At 57.0% G+C, this 22,563-nt stretch carries 26 protein-coding genes and 1 tRNA gene; 14 read left to right on the top strand and 13 right to left on the bottom strand.

From position 1 onward, the window contains the following. The first annotated feature begins 160 nt into the window (after positions 1–160). From ABVN20_RS29675 to ABVN20_RS29700, 6 genes are all read left to right on the top strand, one after another. Entirely contained in the window at positions 161–1,363 is a 1,203-nt protein-coding gene (locus ABVN20_RS29675; protein WP_368559355.1) for an NAD(P)/FAD-dependent oxidoreductase, read from the top strand. A gap of 179 nt (positions 1,364–1,542) precedes the next feature. Next, entirely contained in the window at positions 1,543–2,832 is a 1,290-nt protein-coding gene (locus ABVN20_RS29680) for an NAD(P)/FAD-dependent oxidoreductase (RefSeq protein WP_368559356.1), read from the top strand. A gap of 27 nt (positions 2,833–2,859) precedes the next feature. Beyond that, the gene (locus ABVN20_RS29685) at positions 2,860–3,414 is read left to right on the top strand and encodes a helix-turn-helix domain-containing protein (protein ID WP_368559357.1); all 555 of its coding nucleotides are present in this window, start codon (positions 2,860–2,862) and stop codon (positions 3,412–3,414) included. A 21-nt stretch (positions 3,415–3,435) separates the two neighbouring features. Further along, positions 3,436–4,782 carry a glutamine synthetase family protein gene (locus ABVN20_RS29690; RefSeq protein ID WP_368559359.1) on the top strand — a complete coding sequence of 449 codons (1,347 nt, stop codon included), beginning with the start codon at positions 3,436–3,438 and terminating at the stop codon, positions 4,780–4,782. A 419-nt stretch (positions 4,783–5,201) separates the two neighbouring features. Further along, positions 5,202–5,275, top strand: a tRNA-Cys gene (locus tag ABVN20_RS29695). Positions 5,276–5,623: 348 nt separating this feature from the next. Next, positions 5,624–5,860, top strand: coding sequence for a hypothetical protein (locus ABVN20_RS29700; RefSeq protein ID WP_368559360.1), 237 nt, complete (start codon positions 5,624–5,626; stop codon positions 5,858–5,860). A gap of 863 nt (positions 5,861–6,723) precedes the next feature. Here ABVN20_RS29700 and ABVN20_RS29705 read toward each other — a convergent pair. Continuing rightward, the gene (locus ABVN20_RS29705) at positions 6,724–7,089 is read right to left on the bottom strand and encodes a response regulator (RefSeq protein WP_368559362.1); all 366 of its coding nucleotides are present in this window, start codon (positions 7,087–7,089) and stop codon (positions 6,724–6,726) included. A 148-nt stretch (positions 7,090–7,237) separates the two neighbouring features. Here ABVN20_RS29705 and ABVN20_RS29710 point away from each other — a divergent pair, with 148 nt between their 5' ends. Beyond that, positions 7,238–8,362, top strand: coding sequence for a sensor histidine kinase (locus ABVN20_RS29710; protein ID WP_368559363.1), 1,125 nt, complete (start codon positions 7,238–7,240; stop codon positions 8,360–8,362). A gap of 673 nt (positions 8,363–9,035) precedes the next feature. Here ABVN20_RS29710 and ABVN20_RS29715 read toward each other — a convergent pair. From ABVN20_RS29715 to ABVN20_RS29765, 11 genes are all read right to left on the bottom strand, one after another. After that, on the bottom strand, positions 9,036–9,236 hold the full coding sequence (locus ABVN20_RS29715; protein WP_368559364.1) for a hypothetical protein: 201 nt from the start codon (positions 9,234–9,236) through the stop codon (positions 9,036–9,038). An 870-nt stretch (positions 9,237–10,106) separates the two neighbouring features. Further along, complete coding sequence (locus ABVN20_RS29720) at positions 10,107–11,162, bottom strand: tyrosine-type recombinase/integrase (RefSeq protein ID WP_368559366.1); 1,056 nt, start codon at positions 11,160–11,162, stop codon at positions 10,107–10,109. 3 nt (positions 11,163–11,165) lie between these two features. After that, positions 11,166–11,402 (bottom strand): DUF4224 domain-containing protein, encoded by a 237-nt coding sequence (locus ABVN20_RS29725; protein ID WP_368559367.1) that lies wholly within the window; start codon positions 11,400–11,402, stop codon positions 11,166–11,168. Between the two features lie 3 nt (positions 11,403–11,405). Then, the gene (locus ABVN20_RS29730; protein WP_368559368.1) at positions 11,406–11,846 is read right to left on the bottom strand and encodes a hypothetical protein; all 441 of its coding nucleotides are present in this window, start codon (positions 11,844–11,846) and stop codon (positions 11,406–11,408) included. Positions 11,847–11,922: 76 nt separating this feature from the next. Continuing rightward, positions 11,923–12,744, bottom strand: coding sequence for a YfdQ family protein (locus tag ABVN20_RS29735; protein ID WP_368559369.1), 822 nt, complete (start codon positions 12,742–12,744; stop codon positions 11,923–11,925). A 51-nt stretch (positions 12,745–12,795) separates the two neighbouring features. Next, positions 12,796–13,140, bottom strand: a complete 345-nt coding sequence (locus ABVN20_RS29740; RefSeq protein WP_368559370.1) for a hypothetical protein — start codon at positions 13,138–13,140, stop codon at positions 12,796–12,798. A gap of 56 nt (positions 13,141–13,196) precedes the next feature. Then, complete coding sequence (locus ABVN20_RS29745) at positions 13,197–13,442, bottom strand: pyocin activator PrtN family protein (protein ID WP_198131988.1); 246 nt, start codon at positions 13,440–13,442, stop codon at positions 13,197–13,199. Then, positions 13,439–13,822 (bottom strand): hypothetical protein, encoded by a 384-nt coding sequence (locus tag ABVN20_RS29750; protein WP_368559372.1) that lies wholly within the window; start codon positions 13,820–13,822, stop codon positions 13,439–13,441. Before ABVN20_RS29750 ends, ABVN20_RS29745 begins: the two co-directional genes overlap by 4 nt. Then, positions 13,819–14,094 carry a hypothetical protein gene (locus tag ABVN20_RS29755; RefSeq protein WP_368559373.1) on the bottom strand — a complete coding sequence of 92 codons (276 nt, stop codon included), beginning with the start codon at positions 14,092–14,094 and terminating at the stop codon, positions 13,819–13,821. Before ABVN20_RS29755 ends, ABVN20_RS29750 begins: the two co-directional genes overlap by 4 nt. Positions 14,095–14,103: 9 nt before the next feature. After that, on the bottom strand, positions 14,104–14,679 hold the full coding sequence (locus tag ABVN20_RS29760; protein ID WP_368559374.1) for a deoxynucleotide monophosphate kinase: 576 nt from the start codon (positions 14,677–14,679) through the stop codon (positions 14,104–14,106). 341 nt (positions 14,680–15,020) lie between these two features. Further along, positions 15,021–15,683, bottom strand: a complete 663-nt coding sequence (locus tag ABVN20_RS29765) for a LexA family protein (RefSeq protein ID WP_368559375.1) — start codon at positions 15,681–15,683, stop codon at positions 15,021–15,023. Between the two features lie 101 nt (positions 15,684–15,784). On the opposite strand from ABVN20_RS29765, the gene ABVN20_RS29770 reads away from it, so the two are divergent. From ABVN20_RS29770 to ABVN20_RS29795, 6 genes are all read left to right on the top strand, one after another. Further along, the gene (locus tag ABVN20_RS29770) at positions 15,785–15,982 is read left to right on the top strand and encodes a hypothetical protein (RefSeq protein ID WP_368559376.1); all 198 of its coding nucleotides are present in this window, start codon (positions 15,785–15,787) and stop codon (positions 15,980–15,982) included. A gap of 303 nt (positions 15,983–16,285) precedes the next feature. Continuing rightward, entirely contained in the window at positions 16,286–16,774 is a 489-nt protein-coding gene (locus ABVN20_RS29775) for a phage regulatory CII family protein (protein ID WP_368559377.1), read from the top strand. After that, positions 16,767–16,970 carry a TraR/DksA C4-type zinc finger protein gene (locus ABVN20_RS29780; protein WP_368559379.1) on the top strand — a complete coding sequence of 68 codons (204 nt, stop codon included), beginning with the start codon at positions 16,767–16,769 and terminating at the stop codon, positions 16,968–16,970. The genes ABVN20_RS29775 and ABVN20_RS29780 overlap by 8 nt, the downstream gene beginning before the upstream one ends. Further along, positions 16,967–19,666, top strand: coding sequence for a bifunctional DNA primase/polymerase (locus ABVN20_RS29785; protein WP_368559380.1), 2,700 nt, complete (start codon positions 16,967–16,969; stop codon positions 19,664–19,666). The genes ABVN20_RS29780 and ABVN20_RS29785 overlap by 4 nt, the downstream gene beginning before the upstream one ends. A gap of 328 nt (positions 19,667–19,994) precedes the next feature. Continuing rightward, the gene (locus ABVN20_RS29790) at positions 19,995–20,483 is read left to right on the top strand and encodes a hypothetical protein (protein ID WP_368559381.1); all 489 of its coding nucleotides are present in this window, start codon (positions 19,995–19,997) and stop codon (positions 20,481–20,483) included. 258 nt (positions 20,484–20,741) lie between these two features. Beyond that, a complete protein-coding gene (locus tag ABVN20_RS29795) occupies positions 20,742–21,089 on the top strand; it encodes a phage holin family protein (RefSeq protein WP_368559382.1) in 348 nt (115 codons plus the stop codon). Between the two features lie 42 nt (positions 21,090–21,131). Here ABVN20_RS29795 and ABVN20_RS29800 read toward each other — a convergent pair whose 3' ends face one another. Beyond that, on the bottom strand, positions 21,132–21,578 hold the full coding sequence (locus tag ABVN20_RS29800) for a hypothetical protein (RefSeq protein ID WP_368559384.1): 447 nt from the start codon (positions 21,576–21,578) through the stop codon (positions 21,132–21,134). Between the two features lie 386 nt (positions 21,579–21,964). Between ABVN20_RS29800 and ABVN20_RS29805 the strand changes: the two genes are divergently transcribed. After that, positions 21,965–22,561 carry a terminase small subunit gene (locus ABVN20_RS29805; protein ID WP_368559386.1) on the top strand — a complete coding sequence of 199 codons (597 nt, stop codon included), beginning with the start codon at positions 21,965–21,967 and terminating at the stop codon, positions 22,559–22,561. Positions 22,562–22,563: the final 2 nt, after the last annotated feature.

The following is a 22,563-nucleotide window of genomic DNA, read 5'->3' on the forward strand; positions in this document are numbered from 1 at the left end:
ATGGCTGTCTGTCATGGGGCATTGATGGTTTTGATAGTGACTATCTATAAAAACCGATTGCTTTCGATAACTAGGATCAATACAGTCGTAGTTGTTCGGTTGCGCTGGCAACCTTCGACCTTCTAATAATTCATTGATCGGCGTTCCCGAGGAGTTAAAGATGAAACAGCACATCCTGGTCATCGGTGCAGGTTTTGGTGGTTTGTGGACGGCTTTGGGCGCGACTCGCCTGTTCGACATTCATGGTCACAACGACGTCGAAGTCACCGTCCTGGCCCCACAGGCCGAGCTGCGGGTGCGTCCGCGCTTCTATGAGCCCAATGCCCATCAGTTGGCGGCGCCGATTGGCGAACTGCTCGACGCCGTTGGCGTGAACTTCATCAAGGGCTCTGCCGAAACCATCGACGTTGCGCAAAAACGCGTTGGCTACATTGATGCATCCGGTGCCAAACAGGTGTGCAGCTACGACAAACTCGTTCTGGCCACCGGCAGTCGCCTGGCCAACCCGTCGACCAGTGGCGTGGCCGAGCATGCGTTCGACGTTGATCAGATCGAACAGGCCGTACGCCTGGAAAACCACCTCAAATCCCTGGCCAATCTGCCGGAGAGCAAAGCGCGCAACACCGTCGTCGTGGCGGGCGGTGGTTTCACCGGGATCGAAACCGCGACCGAAATGACCGCACGCCTGCGTTCCATTCTTGGCGAACAAGCGGATATCGAAGTGATCATCGTCGACCGCGGCAGCCGGATCGGTGGGTCGATGGGCGAGGAAATCGCCGTTTCGATCGAGGAAGCCAGTATCGCGACGGGTGTGAAATGGCACTTGAAAGCGTCGGTGGATTCCGTGGATGCCAATGGTGTGAACCTCAGCGACGGCGAACGAATCGACGCCAAGACCGTGGTCTGGACCACGGGTGTGCGTGCGAGCTCGCTGACCGAGCAAATCCCTGCGGAACGTGATCACCTGGGCCGCCTGCACGTGGACAGCCATCTGAAAGTCATCGGCCAGGACGACATCTTCGCCACGGGCGATGTGGCGTATGCCGCCTCGGACGATATCGGCAACCACGCCCTGATGACCTGCCAGCACGCGATCATGCTGGGTCGTTACGCCGGCCATAACGTTGCCGCGCAGATCCTTGGCGTGGACGGTTTCCCCTACAGCCAGCCCAAGTACGTGACGTGCCTGGACCTCGGCGCCTGGGGCGCGGTGTACACCGAGGGTTGGGATCGCCAGGTCAAACTGGTCAAGCAGGAAGCCAAGGAACTGAAAACCCAGATCAACACCGTGTGGATCTACCCACCAGCGGCCAACCGCGAAGCGGCCTGGGCCGCCGCTGATCCGCTGATCCCGATCGCGTAATCACAACCCCCCCCCCTGTAGGAGCGAGCTTGCTCGCGATGGCGGTGGAACAGTCAACATCGATGTAGTTGACAAACCGCTATCGCGAGCAAGCTCGCTCCTACAGTGGCTTGTGCGTGTGAAATTAATCGTATAAATTTTCATGAAATTTAAATAACAAAATTTCATGAGCCCTCCGCATGTTCCAACAATCCACCCGGCACGTCGCCAGCTATTACGCCCACGCCTGCGCTGATCACCTGGTCGAGCGTGCCCCTCTGGAAGGTGAGCACGACACCGAAGTGTTGATCATCGGCGCCGGTTTCAGTGGCTTGCACACCGCATTGCGCCTGGCCCTGGCCGGCAAGCGTGTGACCCTGCTGGAGGCCAGTCGCGTGGCCTGGGCGGCATCGGGGCGTAACGGTGGTCAGGCGATTCTCGGTTGGTCGTGCGACATGCCGCCACTGGAGGCCGCGCTGGGTTACGAGCGGGCGCGGCGCTTGTGGGACGGCATGCGTTGGGCCGCCCAGGAATTGCGTGCCTTGCCGGCGCGACATGATTTCGACTGTGACTATCGCGCTGGGCACCTGTGGACGTCGGTACTGCCGCGTCGGGTCGATCTGCTCACCGAGTGGCAGCATGAGGCCAGCCACAAGTGGGGTCACGACGGTTTGCAGTTCATCCCCCGTGAACAGTTGCCGCAATGGGTCGCCAGTGAGCGCTACCAGGCCGGCTTGTACGACCCCGAAGGCGGGCACCTGAATCCGCTGCGTCTGGCCCTCGGTCTGGCCGCGGCTATCGAAAGCGCGGGCGGGCGCATTCATGAGCAAAGCAAGGCGCTGAACTATCGCGAAGAAGGCGGGCGCTACGTGGTCACCACCGAGCGCGGCCGCGTTCGCGCCGATGTGCTGGTGCTGGCCTGCAATGCCTACCTGGATCGACTCGACCCGCAACTGTCGAGCTGCGTGCTGCCCGTGGGCACTTATCAGGTGGCGACCGCGCCGCTTTCGCAAGGGCTGGCCACCGCGCTGTTGCCGAGCAATGCCTGTGTCACCGACAACCAGTTCGTCCTCGACTATTTCCGTCGCACCCCCGATCACCGGCTACTGTTCGGTGGCGGCTGCACTTACCTGGGCGGCATGCCCAAGGACATCGCGGCGGCGACTCGGCCTTTCCTGGAGCGGGTGTTCCCCCAGCTCAAGGGCGTGGAGCTGGAGTTCGCCTGGGGCGGGCACATCGACCTGACCCTCAAGCGCACCCCGGACATCGGCCGGCGTGGCGACCTCTATTGGCTGCAGGGCTACTCGGGTCATGGCGTGCTGCCGACCTTGGCGGCGGCCCGCGCGGTGTCTGACGCGATACTCGGCCAGCCCGACGAACTGGGCTTGTACCAAGGCCTGGTCAACGGCAGTTTCCCCGGCGGCAAATACATGGCCGCGCCGCTGGAAGCCATCGGCAAAGCCTGGTATCGCTTGCGCGACAGCCTCTGAACCGCACATTTTCCGGAAAGCGATCGAATGGACAGGCAAGAAGAAATCTCGGCGCTGGCGATCCTGATCCAGGACCTGCGCAAACATAAAAAGTACACGCTCAAGGAGCTGGCGGACAAAATCGGTCGCTCGGTGGGTTTTCTCTCGCAGGTCGAGCGCGGGCTCTCGCGGCCGACGGTGGCCGACCTGACCGCCATCAGCGAAACCCTCGGCGTGCCCACCACCTATTTCTACAGCCTGCCCAAGCCCATGGCGCTGCCGTGGGTCACCCGTCCGGACGAGCGCCGCACGCTGTACTACGCCGACGGCATCACCGACATCCTGGTTTCACCGAAGATGCGTGCCTCGTTCTCGATGCTTGAAAGCCTGCTCGAACCCGGCGCCAGCAGTGGCGAGCGACACATGAACGACAGCTCGGAGCAGGGCGGTTACGTACTCGAAGGGCAACTGACGCTGTGGCTGGATGACGCCGAGCCCGTCACCCTCGAGGCCGGGGACAGCTTCCAGCTCGCCAGCCATGCCCATTGCCGCTACGGCAATCGCTCCGATCAACTCACCCGGGTGCTCTGGGTCTACACCTGATAAAAACAAAGGAACACAACGATGGACGCTGTCTGCTCTGATCTGGTTGCTGAAGTGCGCGCGTTTCGCCAGCGCTACCCCGACGTGCGTTACGTCGACCTGATTTCCCTGGACATCCCCGGGCATTTCTACGGCAAGCGCTATCCGATCGACATGCTCGAAAAGGTCGCCGCCGGCAGCGCCCTCAAGCTGCCGCAGAACTGTGTATTGCTCGGCGCCCAGGGCGGGCTGTTCAAGATCGGCGACTACTGCTTCAACGACGGCGACCCGGATGCGCCGCGCCGCCTGGTGCCCGGCACGCTGAAAATCGTCGACTGGGAAAAACAGCCCGTAGGCCAGATGCTGATCACCTCCAGCGACACGGAAAAACCCATCGTCTTCGAACCGCGGGAAGTGCTGGCGCAGGTGCTGGCGCGGCTCGAACGCAAAGGCATCTTCCCGGTGGTGGCCTTCGAGCTGGAGTTCTACCTGTTCGATCGCCAGTTGCGTGACGGCCTGCCGCAGTTCGCCCGTGATGGCGCGACAGACGACACCGACGACCAGCCGAACATGCACATCGAACGGCTGACGCGGTTCGCCCCGGTGCTCGACGACATGGTCGAAACCGCGCGGGCGCAAGGCATCGACACCACAGTGGTGACCGCCGAGCTGGGCCCGGGCCAGTTCGAAATCAATTTCGGTCATCTGGACGACGGCCTGCGCGCCGCTGACTGGGCCGCGCTGTTCTGCCGCAGCACCCGTGGCGTGGCCATGAAACACGACTACCGCGCCAGCTTCATGTCCAAACCTTATTTGCAGCATCCCGGCAGCGGCATGCACGTGCACGTGAGCCTGTATGACCAGGCGGGCAACAACCTGCTGGCCGCCAATGACCAACAGCCGTTGCGCCACGCCATCGCGGGCTGCCTGCAACTGATCCCGCACTGCATGCCGATCTTCGCGCCGAACCACAACGCGATGCGGCGCCTGAGCGGCACCACCAACATCGCCACGCGCGCCAGTTGGGGCTTCGAGGATCGCGATGCGTGCGTGCGCGTGCCCGAGTCGGACCCGAAAAACCTGCGCATCGAACACCGCCTGTCCGGCGCCGATGCCAACCCGTACCTGGTGCTGGCGGCGATTCTGGTCGGTATGGAATATGGCCTTGAGGCACAGCAGGAGCCGATCAAGCCGCTCAACGAAGACCGCAGTAGCGGCGTCGACTTCCCGACGGAAATGCTGGACGCCGTACGGGCCATGCAAAACCATGAGCCGGTGCGGGAGGGGCTGGGTGCGGAATTCCTCATGGTCTACTGCGAAAACAAGCGACAGGATCACTTGGCGTTTCTGCAGGAAATCAGCGCCAGGGAATACCGCTGGTACCTGTAAACGGACCACCTGTCGTCGGGTCACCCTGAAAAACATGTGGATATTGAAGGGGTTAACGGTATTTTTAACCATGTGGTGAGCGAAAACATATTGTTACATGGTGAAAATAACCGTAACATTCGGCCCGCGTTCACCACCACGGTTTATGCATTTTTAGATCCCGGGCGTCCATCAGCTGCCCGGGATTTTTTTTGCCTGCTGTACACGGGGCAGGGCGCCAGGGCCGCAAATCGTTCCAGGCCCGGACAGAATTTTTTTTGAAATCAAGGGGTTGTCAGCCCCGGCAAATCAGTCCATAATTCACGCCATCGAAAGCACTGGCCGCTGAAAAAGCTCAATGTTTTCAAGGAGTTAGATATCGAATCTACTCCAGGTTTGTACGCAGTCGATGTTGTGTAAAGTGACATCGAACGCATTGAGGCCGAGTAGCAAAATGGTTATGCAGCGGATTGCAAATCCGCCTACGCCGGTTCGATTCCGACCTCGGCCTCCACTCTTAAAAACCCTGTAGATCAATAGTCTACGGGGTTTTTTTATGCCTGCGCAAAAGCGAGGCGTTCCGCAATTTTTAGGGGGGAGTTCCGCAACCACGCCTTTGATTTCCTACTCGTCGGCATCTCCCCACTACAAAATAGGCTAAAAGACGGGGCCTTCTCTCCGTGCGGGGAGAGTGTCCATTTCGGCAGATCTATCTCTCTGTGACGGCTAGCGACTACTGGCCAAATGCGCTCGCGGAGTCAGTACCTAAAGGGTAGGGGGCATCCTTTCAGATGCCTGAGCGGCACTGGCGGTCTATATCTACCTGCTAATACTAAAGTGTCTCTACAGGGAGGAATGATGAATGTTGCAGAGATTCGTTCTTGTTCCCGCGATCCCAGTTGATCGTGAGCCGTTTCGCGTAGAAAGACAGTATTACGAACAGAGTGTATTTAGCGGTTTCGATATCTATGACAACCGGGAAAAAGTGCGATTGAAAACCGGATTTCCCGATAGAGCTGTTGGAGAAAAAGCGTGTGCCCAAATGAATGCGGAATTTAGAAATCTGAACGAGCATTTATTGGTGTCGGGGCGAAAGTAACATCGCACACCGCTTGCCGGGCTTGACTATGTTTTTGCGGACTTCCATCTGACGTTGCTGCCTAAGAACGTTCAGATGGAAGGATGCACGGTTGAGCGATTCGCCCTGAAGTTTTGCCAGGCGCAGTAGATCTGTGGATCGTCGAGTTGATCCCGGTAATTACGCTGGAAGGACTGAGGGCATCTGACTATCAATCCACCGCTCAGCAGCAACCTTCGCCTCTGTTAACGCACACTGGTAGTCGTTCCACGGCCCGGTCAGATCTGCCACTGTGCTCGCTAAGCCCACAACACTCCCTTCTTCGAGGACATGTGCCGCTACGGGCGATTCATCATTCGGCTTGTCCCAGTCGAACTTCAGAAAAACCTCTTTACCACGGTAATGATATGTGACTGGCAGATCTATCGTATGAGACAAGTAACCTCCTAGACTTGAAGGGGGGCGGAAAAGACTGTTTTAGACCCTTCGCGGAATTTTCTCTATAAAGGCAATACGCTACTAATGGCTTTTGGCAGCCTGTTTTTTCGAAACAGAAAGAGCGGTTAACGCGTTATCAATTTCGTGGGCCGCCCCATCCCTGTTCTCCCGTGATACCCAGGAGCCCGGCCGGCTGGACATCAGTAGGCCGACTGCTTGCGCGCAAATGTCGTCCGCACCCATTCCGCGCTGGCCTGCGGCAACTATTAGGGCCATCAATGCCTGCTCAAGATGTTGAACTGTTGTAGTCGTCACGAAGTGATCTCAAGGAAAACTGTTATAGGTGTGTGCTTTCAGTACGACATCCGGCCAAAAACTGCCAGCTTTGAGCGGCAGGAACCGGCCACAAGCCGTCGCGTGTGTCTACTAAATTGGGGGGGGCGTTGCTACATTTCTTGCGGTATCAGCGCCGCAATTGCGTCCTGCAGAGTGTCGAGATGAACGGGTTTAGTGAGGAATGTTGCATTAGGGGGAAGAAAATCAGCTGGCAACACGGTGTTTGCAGACATGATGATGACGGGCAGTTCGGGCCATCGAGACCAAATTGTTTGAGCGAGTTCCAAGCCATCAAGCCGGCCTGGCATCCGAACATCAGTAATGACCATGGAGAAGGGAGACAATCCCTCCAGCGCTATCAAAGCCTGATCGGCACTGGGGCGATCAGTTACCACATGACCTAGCATGGACACAGCTTCTGCCATTATGGCGCGCAAAAACTCGTCGTCCTCGACTAGCAGTATATTTCGCAACACGATGAGGCTCCTGGGAGGACCGAGCAGGTTGTGAACATTTTGGGATGCTGCTGGTCGACTGTGCATCCCAAATGACTATGACCGAGCCGGGCTTGGAGCGCGTCATGGCGTTGTGATTCCGTTTGCTTACCCTAATCAGAGGACACCGATGAGACTGCACGAGTTCATTATTCGGCACAACGAGCAGATATTGGTAGCTTGGGAAAAATTCGCCAGATCTGTGGAAACCCCTATACCTTCGATGAATGCCGAGGAATTGAGGGATCATGCAGAGCGCATACTGATGACCGCTGCTCAGGATATGCAGACTTTTCAGACTCAGGGGCAGCAGATTGCCAAGTCACATGGTGATGGCCCTCAGAGCGTGACTGATTCACCCGCACAGACGCATGCGATGACACGCTTCGTGGCAGGCTTTTCTATGGATCAGATGGTTTCAGAATTTCGAGCACTTCGGTCGAGTGTACTCAGGCTTTGGCTGTCAGAAAATCGCGTCGAGGATGAGCATGATATTCAGGACATGATCCGCTTCAATGAAGCCATAGACCAGGCGCTCGTTGAATCAATTGCCACTTTCGAGAAAGCTGTTGATACCACGCGGAAAATGGTTCTAGGGGTGTTGGGCCACGACTTACGTTCGCCTATGGGAGCTGTGATGATGGCGAGCGATCTCCTTCGCGAGAGAGCGAGTCTGACGGATAGGGATAAAAAGCTGGCATCGCAGATTAGCGCGAGCATACGTCGCGCTAATCTGATGGTGGGCGACTTGCTCGATCTGACCCGCTGTAATCTCGGAAGTGGCATACCCATTAATCGGGAAAACTCTGATCTGGGCAATATTTGCGTGTCGGTCGTAGAGGAACTGTGTACGTGGTTTCCTCATGCGCAGATCAATGTGAATTTAAGCGAGGCGGTGACGGGGATGTACGACCCGAAACGGCTGGAGCAGGTTTTCACTAATCTGATCAGCAATGCAATTCGGCATGGAGATTCGGAGCAGCCTATCCATGTGACATTGTCGCAGAAGAACAACTGCTCAATTTTTACCGTTCAAAATCGGGGAGAACTTATTCCTTCTAGTGTTATGCCACTTCTTTTCAATCCCCAGGGTCGATACTCAAACTATGCGGCGACAGAGAAAGGGTTGAGCGCAGGCCTGGGTTTGGGTTTATTCATAGTGGCAGAGATCGTCACCGCCCATGGCGGAGCAGTCGAAGTGGTGTCTACAGTTGAGCAGGGTACAGTGTTCAAAGTGCTACTTCCGATCACTTAATGCTGTCTTTATTCCGTCAACCTTTTAGTATGTGTTGGGAAATAGTGGGGGTCACCCGCGAGCGCGGTTACCCCAACTTAGGGCGTCGACGATGGTGCCAGCTCTCGTCCAATAACTAGAACACCTGGCGGGCGATTCATAACTCATCCTCTTGAACTGCAGAGCTGACTGCCTTAAAGCGTATTTCTCGAAACGAACCCGACTTGCCCGGGACTCTTAAGCACGCCCCTTCTCTGGAAAGCAAAGGCGTCGCCAGATCTATCAACTCTTCGAGTGTCTTCGCCTCCATTGCGATCCTCACAGAACGCGCCCTATACAGGCCCCAGCCGGTCGCAATCGCCTCGATCCTATATGTTTGCATGAGCCTGCCGTCTTCGCCGTATAGACGGTTGAGGCCGCATTGAGGAATGTGTTCAGAATTTTTTCTGACCTAGTTGCAATTGAGCCTGGGTTCGTGAGAACCGATAGCTGGTAGCTGCCACTCTTGACTGATCATTTCCAACCAATGCTGCTTTTCGCGACAGGCTGCAATCGGCCAATATCGGACGTTCGACCGGAAATGCTGCGCGCCCAGTGGCAGTCATTCAAGAACTATGACGCCGCGCTGTCGAGCGCGCTCTCGCGAAATCACTCTTAAGCAAGCTAGCCCTTCACCAAATCAAGCCAATTAACTTCAATGGGGCTCCGGATGCCCAGGGGCATTCATAAATGCATGCCATTTTTCATAGGCTTCATGCTGCTTTGTTGATGCAGCGTCCCACTCTGGACCCGAAACACGCTTGGCTGAAACTAGCGTCATCATCTCCACCGTGGCGATATCCATTTCTTCCCGCAGTCTACGTGTTTCGATCCTGATCTCTTCTATAGAAGCCATCGTCTGAGCTCTGGACGGGAACCACCGCCATTGAGAAACCGATGTCCCTCAGGCTGAAGACTAGGAGCGCGAGCGATGATTCATTTGATCTTACAGCTGGTCGCTCGCTGTTTTTTACCTTGCGCGAGGATGCTCACGATGTGGATCCGCAAGGATGACCTTGAACGGGGGGATCAGCTGTCTACGGTCCAAGAAGATTTACGAGCATCTCCAGGGGCGAGTGGAGGCCTCAGAGTGAAAGTAAAGCTTCCAGTTAGGCGCAGACGGAGCTCCGCCGGCATGATGAAGGAAAAATGGATGAGCCATGCTCCATTACCTAATAGAAAATTGTCCACTCGGTAACGTGCCACTTCTGCTTCAGTTATTCCTATGTGGTGCGCAATCTCGGAGTCACTAGGCACATCGGGCATTCATTCGCCTCAAAGGGTTGCCAGAGCACAACCGAAAAGAAAAATAGTGGAAGGTCCACGAGCCTATCTTGATCACATGCTGTTCAGGCACTTGCCGTTTGGGAATTGCAAGGCCTGATCCGCATCAGACGGAGGGGATCGCTCGTATGTCACTGTCGGGCGAGATGACACGTTCTGATTACTCGTTCAGGCGTTAATCAGCCCGCCACCTCTCGGAAATTCAGACCCAGCTCATGAATGCTTCGGCCTGACCTAGGGTTAAGGTAGGTGCGTTCACTATACACACCTAAAATGTCGAATCCTGACAAAATTTAGAAATTTAGCGGCATTTTTATGGAAATTCTCGCCGGTTCGGATTGTCTGGTTTGAGGCAATTTGCACGTCGCCTCAGCCCCACCTGATAAAGCGGTCTGAATTCGGAGTCACCGCGATAGGGCGCTTGCTGTCATCACTCTCTCGTTCATTTCGTTGGCTTTACAATCTCGCCGACTCGCCGGTAAACCTTCTTTGTAATCTCCTCGCTCGAATGCCCCAGTAGGCGACTGGCATGGGCTAACTCGATTTCACTGGCGGCTTTGGGTCTGATATCCCTGAATTGAAATTGGCGAATCGAAGTGGCCAGGGTTTGGTCTCTTTCAATTGCTGCTTTCACTGCAGCCTTTTCGCGTGCTTCGTCCCAACGGTTTCGCAACATCTGCTGGCTCATTCTCAACCCCGAAGCATTGGTGATCAGGGTAGAGGTCTTGATGCCGCTCATGGACCTGCGCTCGAGCAACCCGGAAATAAATGCACTCAGGTTAGATTCATCCTCAATACGAATGCGAAGGCGCTTTTCTGTTTTGCCTTGGCCAACCATCAAAAAACCGTTGTTCAAGTCGGTCATGGCGGTTTTCAACACGTCAGCGGGGCGTTGCCCGGTCAGATAAGCTAAGTCCATCGCGTCCTTGAGCTCTTGCACTGCTTCAGCGTAAACCGCATCCCAAACAGCCTTACCGGCGTAATAGTCCCGCGGCTTTTCTTTGTTTCGGCGAACGCCGAAGCAAGGATTTGCGTTTGAAGTGAGCCCCCATTCACGAGCGATCGTGAACATGTGCGAAAGCAGGGCAATTTCCCTGTTGGCTCTGACTTTCGCGGTCCGCGCGTCCCGATATTGCGCCACGATCTGTGGCGTAATGGAGTTGATGGGGGCTTGCTCAAATGATTTTCTGAGCTGTTTCAGTTCCTTCAGATTGTCCTTTTGGGTCCGCGGTTTTTTGGTTGGGATGATCTTCTCTTCGTAGCGGTCAAACAATGCCCCCATCAGATGGTCAGGCTTGGGCACGGACTTGCGCTCGAGCCTGGCCCATTCGATTTTTGCTTGGTCGATGTCGCCTCCGAGCGGAATCTCTTTACGACCACCCGCCGCATCCCTGCCGTTGTAGTAGTACCCGACCCACGTATCTCCGTTTTTCCTTTTCCGGACTCTTCGGATCATGCGTGGTGGTAGATCGCGATTAGTTGCATTCTTATGGCGCATAGATCAACTCACGCTGGCCAGGTCGAGTGTCCAGGTTTCAGCTACCACGTTAGCGGCATTAGGCTTCACACCGGCAAGTTTCAGTCGGGCATAGACACGACCTACGATCGGGCGTCGTGCTCCCGTCAACACGAATTGCCAATGGTTATTCGTAAGCCACTGGATCTGCCGAGAAGGAGTTTGGTAGCCCGTGATGGTCGCCAGTTCGTCTTCGTCGAGCGTTTCACTTTGAATATCCATCGGTTACTTAACTCCATGTGGGGTTGCGTTGCTGGCGGATTCGTGAACTGGCTGCAGGAGAGCGGCCATCGCCAGGGCTCGCTCGCGCAGCACGATAGAATCGCGCTCGAGCTTTTTACCTGTGCGGAAGGCGCTGAACGTCTCCGCTGCGATACGCAGTTTTTCAGCGATATCCAAAAGTGTTTGGTGTGCCGTTCCATCCAGTTTCGAGGCAGCCAGTGCCTGCTTGTAACGGGTGAGCAGGTGCTGATGGGCAACCCTTGCATCGTTCAGCGAGCACTCTAGAGCTCGCATTTTTTCAGCGTGGTCGACTTGTTGAATTGTTTTGCCATCTTCAACGCCGTCAATTCGCCCGTCGATCAGCCCCCCGCGATAGCCCGCCCAATAGGTGATGCCAACAAGTACGATCAGAACGATCAGTGCGCAAACTTGAATGGTGGTCATGTGCTGTGTACCTCGGTAGAGCCCACCGCCGGGATTTTTGGTGAGAGGCCGGCGGCGGGGTGTTGCGGGGAGTTATTTAGATCGTGGCTTCGTAGAGCGGCACGTCGTTGATGGCGCCTTCGATCTTGTCGCGAACGGCGTTGTAGGCTTCCTCGAGCACCTTGTCGGCGCGAACCAGTTCGTACCACATGACCAAGCGGCCTTCCTGGATGCGATAGCGGAAGCGGGCGGGTACGCAGAAGGCATCGCCGCCGAGGAATGGCTTGAGAGCAATGAAGAATTCTTCGGGGATACGCAGCTGGCCAGCTTCGCCGGCGCGCCCGTCGATTTCTTCGTTGTAGGTCAGTTGCACCTGGCCGTTGTCGAGGCGAGTGCCTTGGCGGAACGTGATGTTCTTCTTCGCTTCCAGTGTGCGGCTGATTTCCAGCATGTCGGCAGCGCTTGGGGTGCTCTCGTATTCGGGGTGGTGGGTGATGTCCTTGACGTTGTCTTCGATGAATTCGGCGAAAGTGGCCTGGTCCATACGCTTGCGGTCTTTTTCCTTCCAGTTACCCCATTCGACGGTGGTCGGGCAGCGGTAGGTCGCAACGTGCTCGCGCCAAGCCGGAGCGGCCGGATCGTGATAGTCGATGATCGCTGTGAAAGTACGGCCTTCGGGGCCATTGCAGAACACTGCCGTGGCCTGGGTGGCAAAGCGGTTCACGTAGCTGATGAACGACTCTGCATCGAGCACCGTGAGCTTCTGCTTGATGCGCGAAGGGGCTGGCAGCAGGTGTTCCAGGCTTTCGATGTTGACCCCGTCCGGAATGAGTGCCAACGGTGCGGCGATGCCCGGGACCTCGATCGGCTTGCCAAGGGATTGGACCAGGGTGACCAGATGCTGTAAGGCTTGTTGCATTGGATGTGCTCCAGTGGATAACGATTTGGTGAGAGGTTGGTGGGGCGGGTGTTACTGGCTGACCTGACGCAATGCGCCCGGCGCTGTCTCGTCCTCGACACTGCGCAGCGGGAATTCCTGCTGACGTGGGTCGCGGCGGGTCAAATTGCCTTCGGGGGTCATGAAGAACAGCGATGTACCGCGAGCCAAGATCGGCTCTTTCGCTTTGACGTCGGCCTTGATGGTCATCTGGCCGCTGCCTTCTGGCTTGTAAATCAGCTTGATGGTCAGTTCTCCGCCCTTGCCGGTCTGGCGGATCGCGTCGATCAAACTGTGCTGGGTTTCGCTGAGTTCATCGAGCAGGCCTCCGGCCTCGATATCCCGGAGCGTGTCGATGAAGGGGCGAGCTTTGCTCATGTGCTGTGCCTCATTGGGTGGTTGTTTGCCCCTGGGCGGCAGGGGTCACCGTTGAATCAAGCCGCTTGCTTCGCCGCTTGCGCGTCGAGGTAAGCGGCCAAGTCATGCAGGTAAACAACAGCTGTGCCTTTGTTTCCCGCTCCCCCTAGGCGGGTGACCTTCAACTCGATACGCCCAGCGCTGATGCGGCGTAGCAGGTACCGATCGCTTGATATGTGGGAGAAGTAACGCTCGCGGATGGCCGATAGCGTTGGGCATGGTGTCGCCCATTCCTTCCTCAGTTGGTCGATGGTGTTGCTCACGCAGCGTCCTCCCCAATCCCCTCCGATGGGGGCAGCAACTTGAGGCGGATCATTTCGGCGAGGCCTTCTTTGCTCTTGCCCCTGGCTGCGGCGCAGATCTGACCTTTTTCATCAGCGACGACAGCGCCGAAGGGAAACTCGGGCGAGTTGGTTGGGGTGACGTAGGCCGTCTGGCCTTCTTGAATCACGCCGTTGACGCAGCGAAAGGCCTCGGCGAGTTCCACTGTGCGGCAAGGCATGCTGTCCAGCAGATCAATGGCTTCGCTTGCGGCACCAATAAGGGTGGCGCGACTGACCACGCCCGGGCTGTCCAAATAGATTGGAATCAGCCGCAAGGCGCCGAGGGCTTGCGTGTAAGCGTTGAAGTAATTGGTCTTCATGCTGCGGCGTCCTTGTGCGTGATGGCGATGTCCAGTTTCTTTGCCAGCCATTGCACGCCGGCCTCGGTGACCATCACCACTGCGTAGTGTTTGTAGCGGTTGGTAGTCCCGATCTGGACGCTGCGCGGGTCTGAAAACAGATTGCCGCCGCCACGGTGGTGGCTGGCCAGGTCGCCGCTTTGCGACAGTACGCGGAGCGCGCGCAGTTGTTCGCGAAACTTCCGGGGTTTGAGGCCGAGCACTGCGGCCGTTTCGTCCAGGGTGCGGTTCATGGCTCGTCCTCAGGCAGCTGTCTCGGCCAGGTTGCGGCGACGTATCACTGCAACGCAGTCGTCGATCAGGCACCGTAGATGCTCTCGGTCTCTGGTGTTCCGAACAATCAGGTCGAGCGGCTTGGGCTGAATGCCGGCTTCGCTGGCATGGGGATTAACCGGTGGCGCATCTGGACGGGCGATGTGAACGATGGCGCCGCCGCGCTGGCGAATAAGGTCGGCTTCGTTCTCAAAGCGGACATCGCTGACAACGAAGCCCACCAGGCCGGATAGCGAGTTTTGCAGGTAGTTGAGGTTCTGCTCGGCGAGCTTTACCCAGACGTCTGGGTGCACCATTTGGCGAGCCCACTCGGTGCCCATCGACTGCATCAACTCGCGCGGTGAGCGGCCCAACCAGTCCAATGGCTGTTCCTTCTTCGTGCCCTCGAAATCATCCGGGTCGAGGTTGAAGATTTCCATCAGCCCGGAGCGCAGTGGGTCGGCGAACGCGTACTGCTCCAGCATGTGGTTGCGTACCAGGTGATCGGCGGCGGTCGATTTTCCCGAGCGGGCGGGGCCAGCAAGGCCAATAAGGATTAGTTTCATGCTGCGTCACCCCCGAATGGCGAGGGGCTGTTATCGGCGGTAGCAGTGTTGGAAGCTTGGATGGCCTCGGTGCGGCCTTTGAGTGTGGTGATCACCAGCAGGCCGGTGCGGCGCTGGATGGCTTCTACGGCGGCCCGGCTACTGCACGCAGATGGGTGCAGATATACCGGACAGCGGGTGTTGCTGTGCTGTGTCGTTTGCATGGCTCGTACTCTTTGGTGAGAGGTGTACGAGGCGAACGATACAAATCCGTATCGACACAGTCAATACCTATATGTATTGATTTTGGACGTATCCCAAAAAAACCCGCGTCGATGCGGGCTCTGAATTGAAGAAGTGTATTAAAAAATCTCAAGTTTCGAGAAGACAACACCGCAAATCGTCGCGTCGTCTTCAAGCTCGATTATCGGGTCGGGCCAAGCTGGGTTCAGGGGCTTTAGGAATCGGCGGCTCCCTTCTATGACCAGCTGTTTGAATGTCGCCTCCTGGCTATCCGTCAGCTTAGCAATGACAAGAGAGCCGTTCTCGGCGTCCTTGGCTGGGTCAACAAAGATGATATCCCCGTCTCGAAAGGATCGTCGTTCGTGCTGGTTGAACATCGAAAGGCCGCGAACTCTAAGGGCGTAGCTCTGGGCACTGTGAGAGGCAGCGCATGGCAGCCAACGCTCAGCGTCATCCAGCGTACGTACATCCGATATTTCGCACCAGGCGCCGGCTTGCACCCAAGAGATCAATGGAACATATCCTTTGATGGCCGGACCCGGGTCAACATTGGTTTCTGGAGAAGTGGGGTTCTTCTCTTTTTGGCTGCCTCCTTTCCACAGCCAATCGCTGCTGACCTTTAAAGCTTTAGCGATCTTTTCAACGTTCGCGTGGCGAGGACTGGCTACGGCGTTTGTAGCGATCCGATGAATTGTGGGCTGAGGAACGCCGGAGCGTCGACCGAGCTCACCCTCGGACAGGTTCAATTCGGCCATGCGTTGAGTGATGCGGTCACCAATCACTTTTTTTGCCCTTGATTCATAAACGTATCGAAGATTGTATTGAATGAATCAATACGTTTGTGTATTGTTGCGCTCAATGCGAAGGCGCATCGGTGAATGAAATGACTATCCAAGAAATGCTCGCGGAGTTGCTGGAGGCTGGTTTATCCCAGCGAGTTATTGCGGAGCGCGTGGGAACAACGCAGCCGACTATCAATCGCGCCGCGAAAGGTGCAGACGTTCGATATGTAACTGGAAAGGCGATTGAACGCTTGTACGTCGAATTTAAAGAGGTTGGGGGTATTGAGCCTAAAGCCTGAAGGGATGCTGGGCTGGGGCCTCTCACCATAAGAATCCCCCAGCCCAGCGGTGGTAATACGCAGCACATAACGCACCACCACATGAAACACCGGCCTGAAACCTCTCACCAAAGAAATGCCAGGCCGGCTGCGACGAGTTGCACGGGTACATGCAGCTCGTTGCGTAGGCGCCGGTCCGGGACCTCTCACCAAAAGATTCCCCGGGCCGGCTGAAACGATGCCCAGCACATGAACATCGGTCGTGGTCGTAGAATAGAGCGTGTTTGACTCTACGGCCACACCGTAAATAGGGGATTTACGGTTATGAGTCGCACAGATCTTTTGCCGGGTGCAGGCCCGGTCCTTTCGCTACGCAAAGCCCTTTACCGGGCCGGCCATGATTATCGGGGCGGTGTGACTGCCCTGGCACTGGACATGGTCATTGATTACGACACCCTCCAAAAGAAGCTGAAGCACGACGAAGAGCGCCGCTGGCTTGATCCTGATGAGCTGGAAGAGGTGATTCGCCTGACAGCAAATCCCTTGCTGCTGGATGCCCTGATGCGGCCTGCCGGCATGGTCTGGTACAAGCCGGAAGCGGCGGCGCCGACCAAGGAAGCTTTGCTGGCGGTCAGCAAGGTGCTGCACCAGACCGGTCTGTTTGTTTCCAGCATGCACGAAGGTGCTGCCGACAACGTCTGGGAGCCTCACGAAGTTGAATGCCTGGAAAAGCACGGCAATGACGTCATCCGTGCGGTGTTGGGCATCATGGCCGGGGCCAGGGAAGCGATGGAGGGCCGTCAAGATGACTGACGTTATTGATATCGCCAACGATCAGGCCGAGTACTTCCTTCAAGTGGCATTGGCGCGCCGCCAGCGCCCAACATGCGCCGTCAGCGCGCAGTTCTGCGAGGATTGCGATGAAGCTATCCCGTTGCTTCGTCAGCAGAAGGTCGCGGGTTGTGCGACCTGCGTCAGTTGCCAGGAGCTGCGGGAGCGCCATAAGTGACTGATCACACAGACCGATTGCCCACTTCGGATTGGGCTCAGTTCTATATCGACACATTTGGTTTGGCACTGGTCCCGATCGAGCCCGGTGAAAAGGGGCCGAAGGGGAAAGGGTGGAACAAGCCGGGTGGCTACTTCACTGATTCGATAAAAGCGGCCCAGTTCTGGGAAAAAAAACCTCGGCACAACCTCGGTGTGGTTTTGGGGCCGAGCGGCGTCTGCTCTCTGGATGTCGATGATGTCCAGTGGGCCAGGCACGTGCTGTATGACCTGCTGGGCATTGATCTTGATGCAATGGCGCTGGTGTTTCCGACCGTAGTTGGCAACCCGGCGCGCTTTCGCATTATGTTCCGCGTTCCTAATGGCGTTGAATTGAGCCGAGTTGCACTTGCGTGGCCCAATGAAAAAGACCCTGATGGTTCAATCCACAAGGCTTTGACCGCAAAGGCCAAGGCAGCGAAGGATGCTGGTGATGCAGTAGGCGAGGCCGAGGCGCGTGCCGAAGCCGACGAGTATCAGCGCATCACCGTGTTCGAATTGCGTGGTGGGTTGGTGCAGGACGTGTTGCCGCCATCTATTCACCCAGGCACTGGCAAACCTTACACCTGGCGCACGCCACCAAACACTGTCGATGGCTTGCCGGTGCTTGCGCCTGAGTTGCTGAAGATCTGGAACAATTGGGACATCTTCAAGCGCGATGCTGAGGCTGCGTGCCCTTGGGCACCAAAACCGAAGGCACCTCCGGCGAAAGTCATCAAACGTCCACCGCCTGCCGCAGGCAAGCCATCGGTTATTGATGAATTCAATCGCAGTCATGACGTTGAAGAGCTGTTGCGCGCGCACGACTACATCAAGCGCGGCAGTAAATGGCTGTATCCGCACAGCAGCACCGGGATGCCGGGTGTAACGGTCAGCGACGACGGCAAGGTTTACTCCCACCACGGCGCTGATCCGCTCGCGAACGGCCATCAGAACGATGCCTTCGAGGTGTTCTGTTTGTTGCAGCACGGTGGCGATCAGTCGCGGGCGGTGAAAGATGCGGCGCGATTGTTGGGTATGCAGCATTCATCGCGCCCGGATCCGCGTGATCTTCCCCCGACCCCATCTTGTGACTCGAGCGAGCCGGGCTCTGTGCCCGACGAAGCCCGCGAGGCCGCTCCTGCGCCTGATGGGGGTGCGGGGGAGGCGTTGACGTTTGAACACATCCTTCGGCGATTTGCGCTGGTGGAAGGCACCACGCATGTATGGGACTTTGACCAGTCGCGGGTAATGAAGAAGTCGGCCTTCGAGGCGCGTGTCGGTAAGCCTCTGGCAAAGCAGTGGTTGGAAGATACCGAGCGGCGCAAGTTGATTTCCGATGACCATGTTCGCGACATCGAGCAGTCACGGCGAATGGCGGGCAAAAAAGGCGGTGCCTTCGGGATGCCGCCGACTGAGCGTTATGTCTACATCGACGGCACGAAAGACGTATGGGATCGCGAGAAGAAGCGGCGTGTTGCTGAGGGTGCAGTGAAAATGGCCTTGGGTGACGCTTATGCATTGTGGTTGAACAGCAGCGAGCGCCGCACCGTGGACGTGGACCACATCGTCTTTGACCCGACGATGACCAAAGATCCAGCGGTATACATCAATACCTTTGACGGGTTGCCCCTGGAGCCGATCAGGGACGATGCGGCATGCGCCAACCTGCGGTGGCTGATCTCGTTCCTATGCAACCATGATGAAAATGCAGCGCTCTGGTTGACTCGCTGGCTGGCCTATCCGTTGCAACACCTCGGCGCCAAGATGGATACCGCAGTGTTGATGCACTCCAGCATGGAGGGGTCGGGTAAGAGTCTGTTTTTCGCCGATACCCTGGGCAAGCTGTATGGTCAGTACGCCGCGACAGTCGGGCAGACCCAGCTGGAGAGCAATTTCAACGCTTGGCAAAGCCGCAAGTTGTGGGCGGTGTTCGAAGAGGTTGTGAGTCGCGATCAGCGCTACAACCAGGTCGGCAAGATCAAACACCTGGTCACCGGCAAAACGGTCCGCATGGAATCCAAGTTCATCAATGGCTGGGAGGAATCCAACCATATGAACGCAGTCTTCCTGAGCAACGAGATCATGCCGTGGCCGATCAGCGACAGCGACCGCCGAATGCTGGTGGTCTGGCCGCTGGAGACGTTGCCGGTCGACCGCCAGAAAGCCATCGGTCAGGAGTTGGAGCAGGGTGGCGTTGCAGCCCTGTATGGCTGGCTGCTATCGGTTGATTTGGGTGACTTCAATCAGCGCACACGCCCGCCTTCCACCGACGCCCGCGAACGTCTGGTGGCCCTGAGTAGGGCTGGCTGGCAGACATTCCTGCACTTATGGAAATACAACGAGCTGGGTCAGGGGTTGTGGGGGCCGTGTCTCTCCACCGATCTTTACTCACTGTTCCTTGAGTGGTGTCAGCGCAACAAAGAACACGTCATGAGTCAGACCAAGTTCTCGCTGTTCATCAATTCCGAAGTGGAAAAGACGCGTTCTATACCCTGGACAGATGGCAACAATCGCAAGTTTGGAGCGTTCTTCTTTCCTGTTGATCAGGATGCTTCCCCGCCCCCATCACTGAAGTCGGCCGTGCTGGGCGCGATGGTCGTCGACTGGCGGGCCAGGGCGAAACTCGCAGGCTGGAATGTGGACAACTGGGACCACATTAAGGCGGCTGCCGCATGACTGCGCCTAAAAGTGTGTTGGGTGTGTCGGGTGTGTGTCGGGTTGGTTTTTGCAACTCAACACAGTTTGAGGCCTTTATTTCTGCGGGTTTCCGGCTGTTGTGTTGGGTGTGTTGGGTTTGGCGTCGCGTGCGCGCATGCGTGACGTTATTTGCAGCGACGACGATGGGCAGATTTTTTTCTTATGCGAGGACAACAAAACCCAACACACTCAACACACTCAACACAAAGTTATCAAACATATTGATTTTAAAGAGATTTATTTGTGTTGGGTTTGTGTTGAGTAGTGGTTTTTCTGTGTCGGGTTCGGTTTTTCGGGGGGAGGAACGATGATCGAGGAAATTGAAGAGCTGATGTTGCATTGGGCGCGCCAGCACTGCCAGGTCGGCGATGGCGCTGGGTTGGGCAGCCCGATGGCTACAATCATGCAGTGGGGTGGCAGCGCGCCACGCGGTACGCCTGGCTCGCGGGACCTGTTGATGGCGGCAGGTGGTGGGATGGATCATGTTGCAACAGAGGTTGCAGCGGCTCTTGCGCAGCTCGAGCGTCAATCAGAGAAAGGGGCTCGGCTCGCGACCTTGGCTCGTAATCGCTATTTGCCACAGCCGGCATACACGGTTCGGGCTCAGTTGCAGTTACTCGGACTTCCTGTCGATGCTGACCGGACGTATCGGAACTGGGTTCATCGTCTGCATCAGCAGGTGCAATTGATCCTTACGGTTCGCAGCGCCACGACCCGGGGGCTTGATCGCCGCAGTGGTGCGCTCGAAACCAACCTGACCCGTGCATCAACGAGTAGGCGTGCTCGGGCGTGCTAGCTACCGTTCGTCGGGGTACTTTGTCGTATTGTGGTCGTATTGTGGTCGTTTACATGTCGTTTGTTGACCTACCGAAAATGACCTCTTTTCGGTTTTTCCGGAGAGGGGTAAAAAGTCCCCACGATATGGAATTTGCGCCTTGGCGCTGACCTCGCACGTGCTGTGCTGCTTCACCCGGCCCTCCCTGAGCCGGTCACCAACCCCGCCTCGGCGGGGTTTTTACTTTCCGGCGTACGGCTCAATCCATAAGGACGAAACATGACGAATGAACAGCAGGCGCTGGCTGAAATGCCGATCTGGTTAGTGATCCTCTTGGCCCTGGTCGGGGGAGTGTCGGGTGAAATGTGGCGAGCCGATAAAGACGGCGCGCGTGGCTGGGCATTGTTGCGGCGCCTGGCGTTGCGCTCCGGTGCCTGCATCGTCTGTGGCGTGTCGGCGATGATGTTGATGATTGCAGCCGGTATGACGATCTGGACTGCGGGCGCCTTGGGTTGCCTCACGGCAATGGCTGGCGCCGATGTCGCCATCGGTCTCTACGAACGCTGGGCTGCCAAGCGGTTGGGTGTCTGCGAAGCGCCGCCACCCAGTCACCCTGATACCGAGTAAGACGGCCCATTTGGATGGCGGAGCGCTTTGTGTCGGGATGATTTAACTCGGTAACCCAAAGTAGTGGGTGGCTACGAAGCGGGAGCCCACCGACAGTACCTCGCCCGCTAGGCTGCCCACGATGCTCTTGGTTCCGCTTTTGGTGGCATCAACGAGTTGGTCGCCCAGAGATGGACCTACTGTAAGGCTTGAGGGAACAGCCTTGAGGGCTTCAAGGCCTTTTGCGGTTAGAACCACTCGGTCGAACCCTGAGTCATGCAGTTTCTCGTTAAAGCGCAGATAACCCGCCTCTGCCAGCCACTCGACACATGCGAAGAAAAACTCACCATTCTGGTTGGGAAAGTCACCCAGCGCGGCCTCATCGTAAGAAAACCCGTCTTCAAGGAAGTCTTCGATCAACAGATGTCTGGCTACCGGGAAATTTTCATAGAGAGCACCAAAGACCCGTCCGGTGATCTCATCAAATTTTTGAATGTTGGAGGTGGTCATGTCCTTGACTCCTGAACAAGAGAAAAAAAGCCCCCAAAGCTGGGAGCAAGTATTGGGCTGCATCGACAGGCAAGTGCGTCGAGATTTCGATTTTATGCGTGCGCGACATTACTGGGAGAAGACCTTGGAGGAAACCCCCAAGGAAGTCCTGGTGCGGGCGTTGAGCATGGCGCTTGCTACGGGCCGTTACCAAGAGAAGGCACCCACACGGTGTTGCCAGTGTGGCCCGGTCGCCGCTGGGTAGGGCCGGGGACCCTGGCAAATTTCAGGGGGTACGGGGTCGGAAACCCGCGGGAAAGCGTTAGCGAATGGGCTGCCAGCTTACTGAAATTCAATCCATTGAAATTGAAAGGTTTCCATTGAAAAGCCGTTGAAAAGGAGGGCTTATGACGGATCCACTTTTCCTGTCTAAAAGCGCCTTCGCGGCCCGCATCGGCAGGACGCCGAGTTACATCACCTGGCTGAAAGGTAACAACCGCCTGGTCCTGTCGCCGGACGGCAAGATGGTCGACGTGCTGGCAACCGAAGCGCTGATTGTCGAAACCGCCGACCCAAGCAAGGCCGCCGTCGCGGCTCGACACCAGCAGGACCGGATCCAGCGTGACGTTTACAGGCAACTGTCCCCCCTGGTCGAGCCGACTAACACGGCTGCGCCGCAGCAGCCCATTACCGTCAAGGGGCACGACTTCCAGAGGGCTCGCGCCATGCGCGAACACAACCTGGCACAACTGGCCGAGATCGAGCTGCACAAGGCGCAGGGCTCGCTGGTTTCCAGGGATGCTGTGGAGCTGGGAGCCTACAACGCGGGGCGCCATCTGCGGGACCAGTTATTCGGTTTGCTGCCCCAGCTGTCGCACAAGGTAGCAACCATGACCGATCCCTGGGACATCGAGAAACACCTGGCGGCGACACTCCGTAAATCACTGGAAGAGGCTGAGCGCATGTCCTCGTCCGACCTTGAACGAGCAATGACAACGAGCTGACT

Origin of the sequence: Pseudomonas sp. MYb118 (assembly GCF_040947875.1) — a bacterium.
GTDB lineage: Bacteria > Pseudomonadota > Gammaproteobacteria > Pseudomonadales > Pseudomonadaceae > Aquipseudomonas.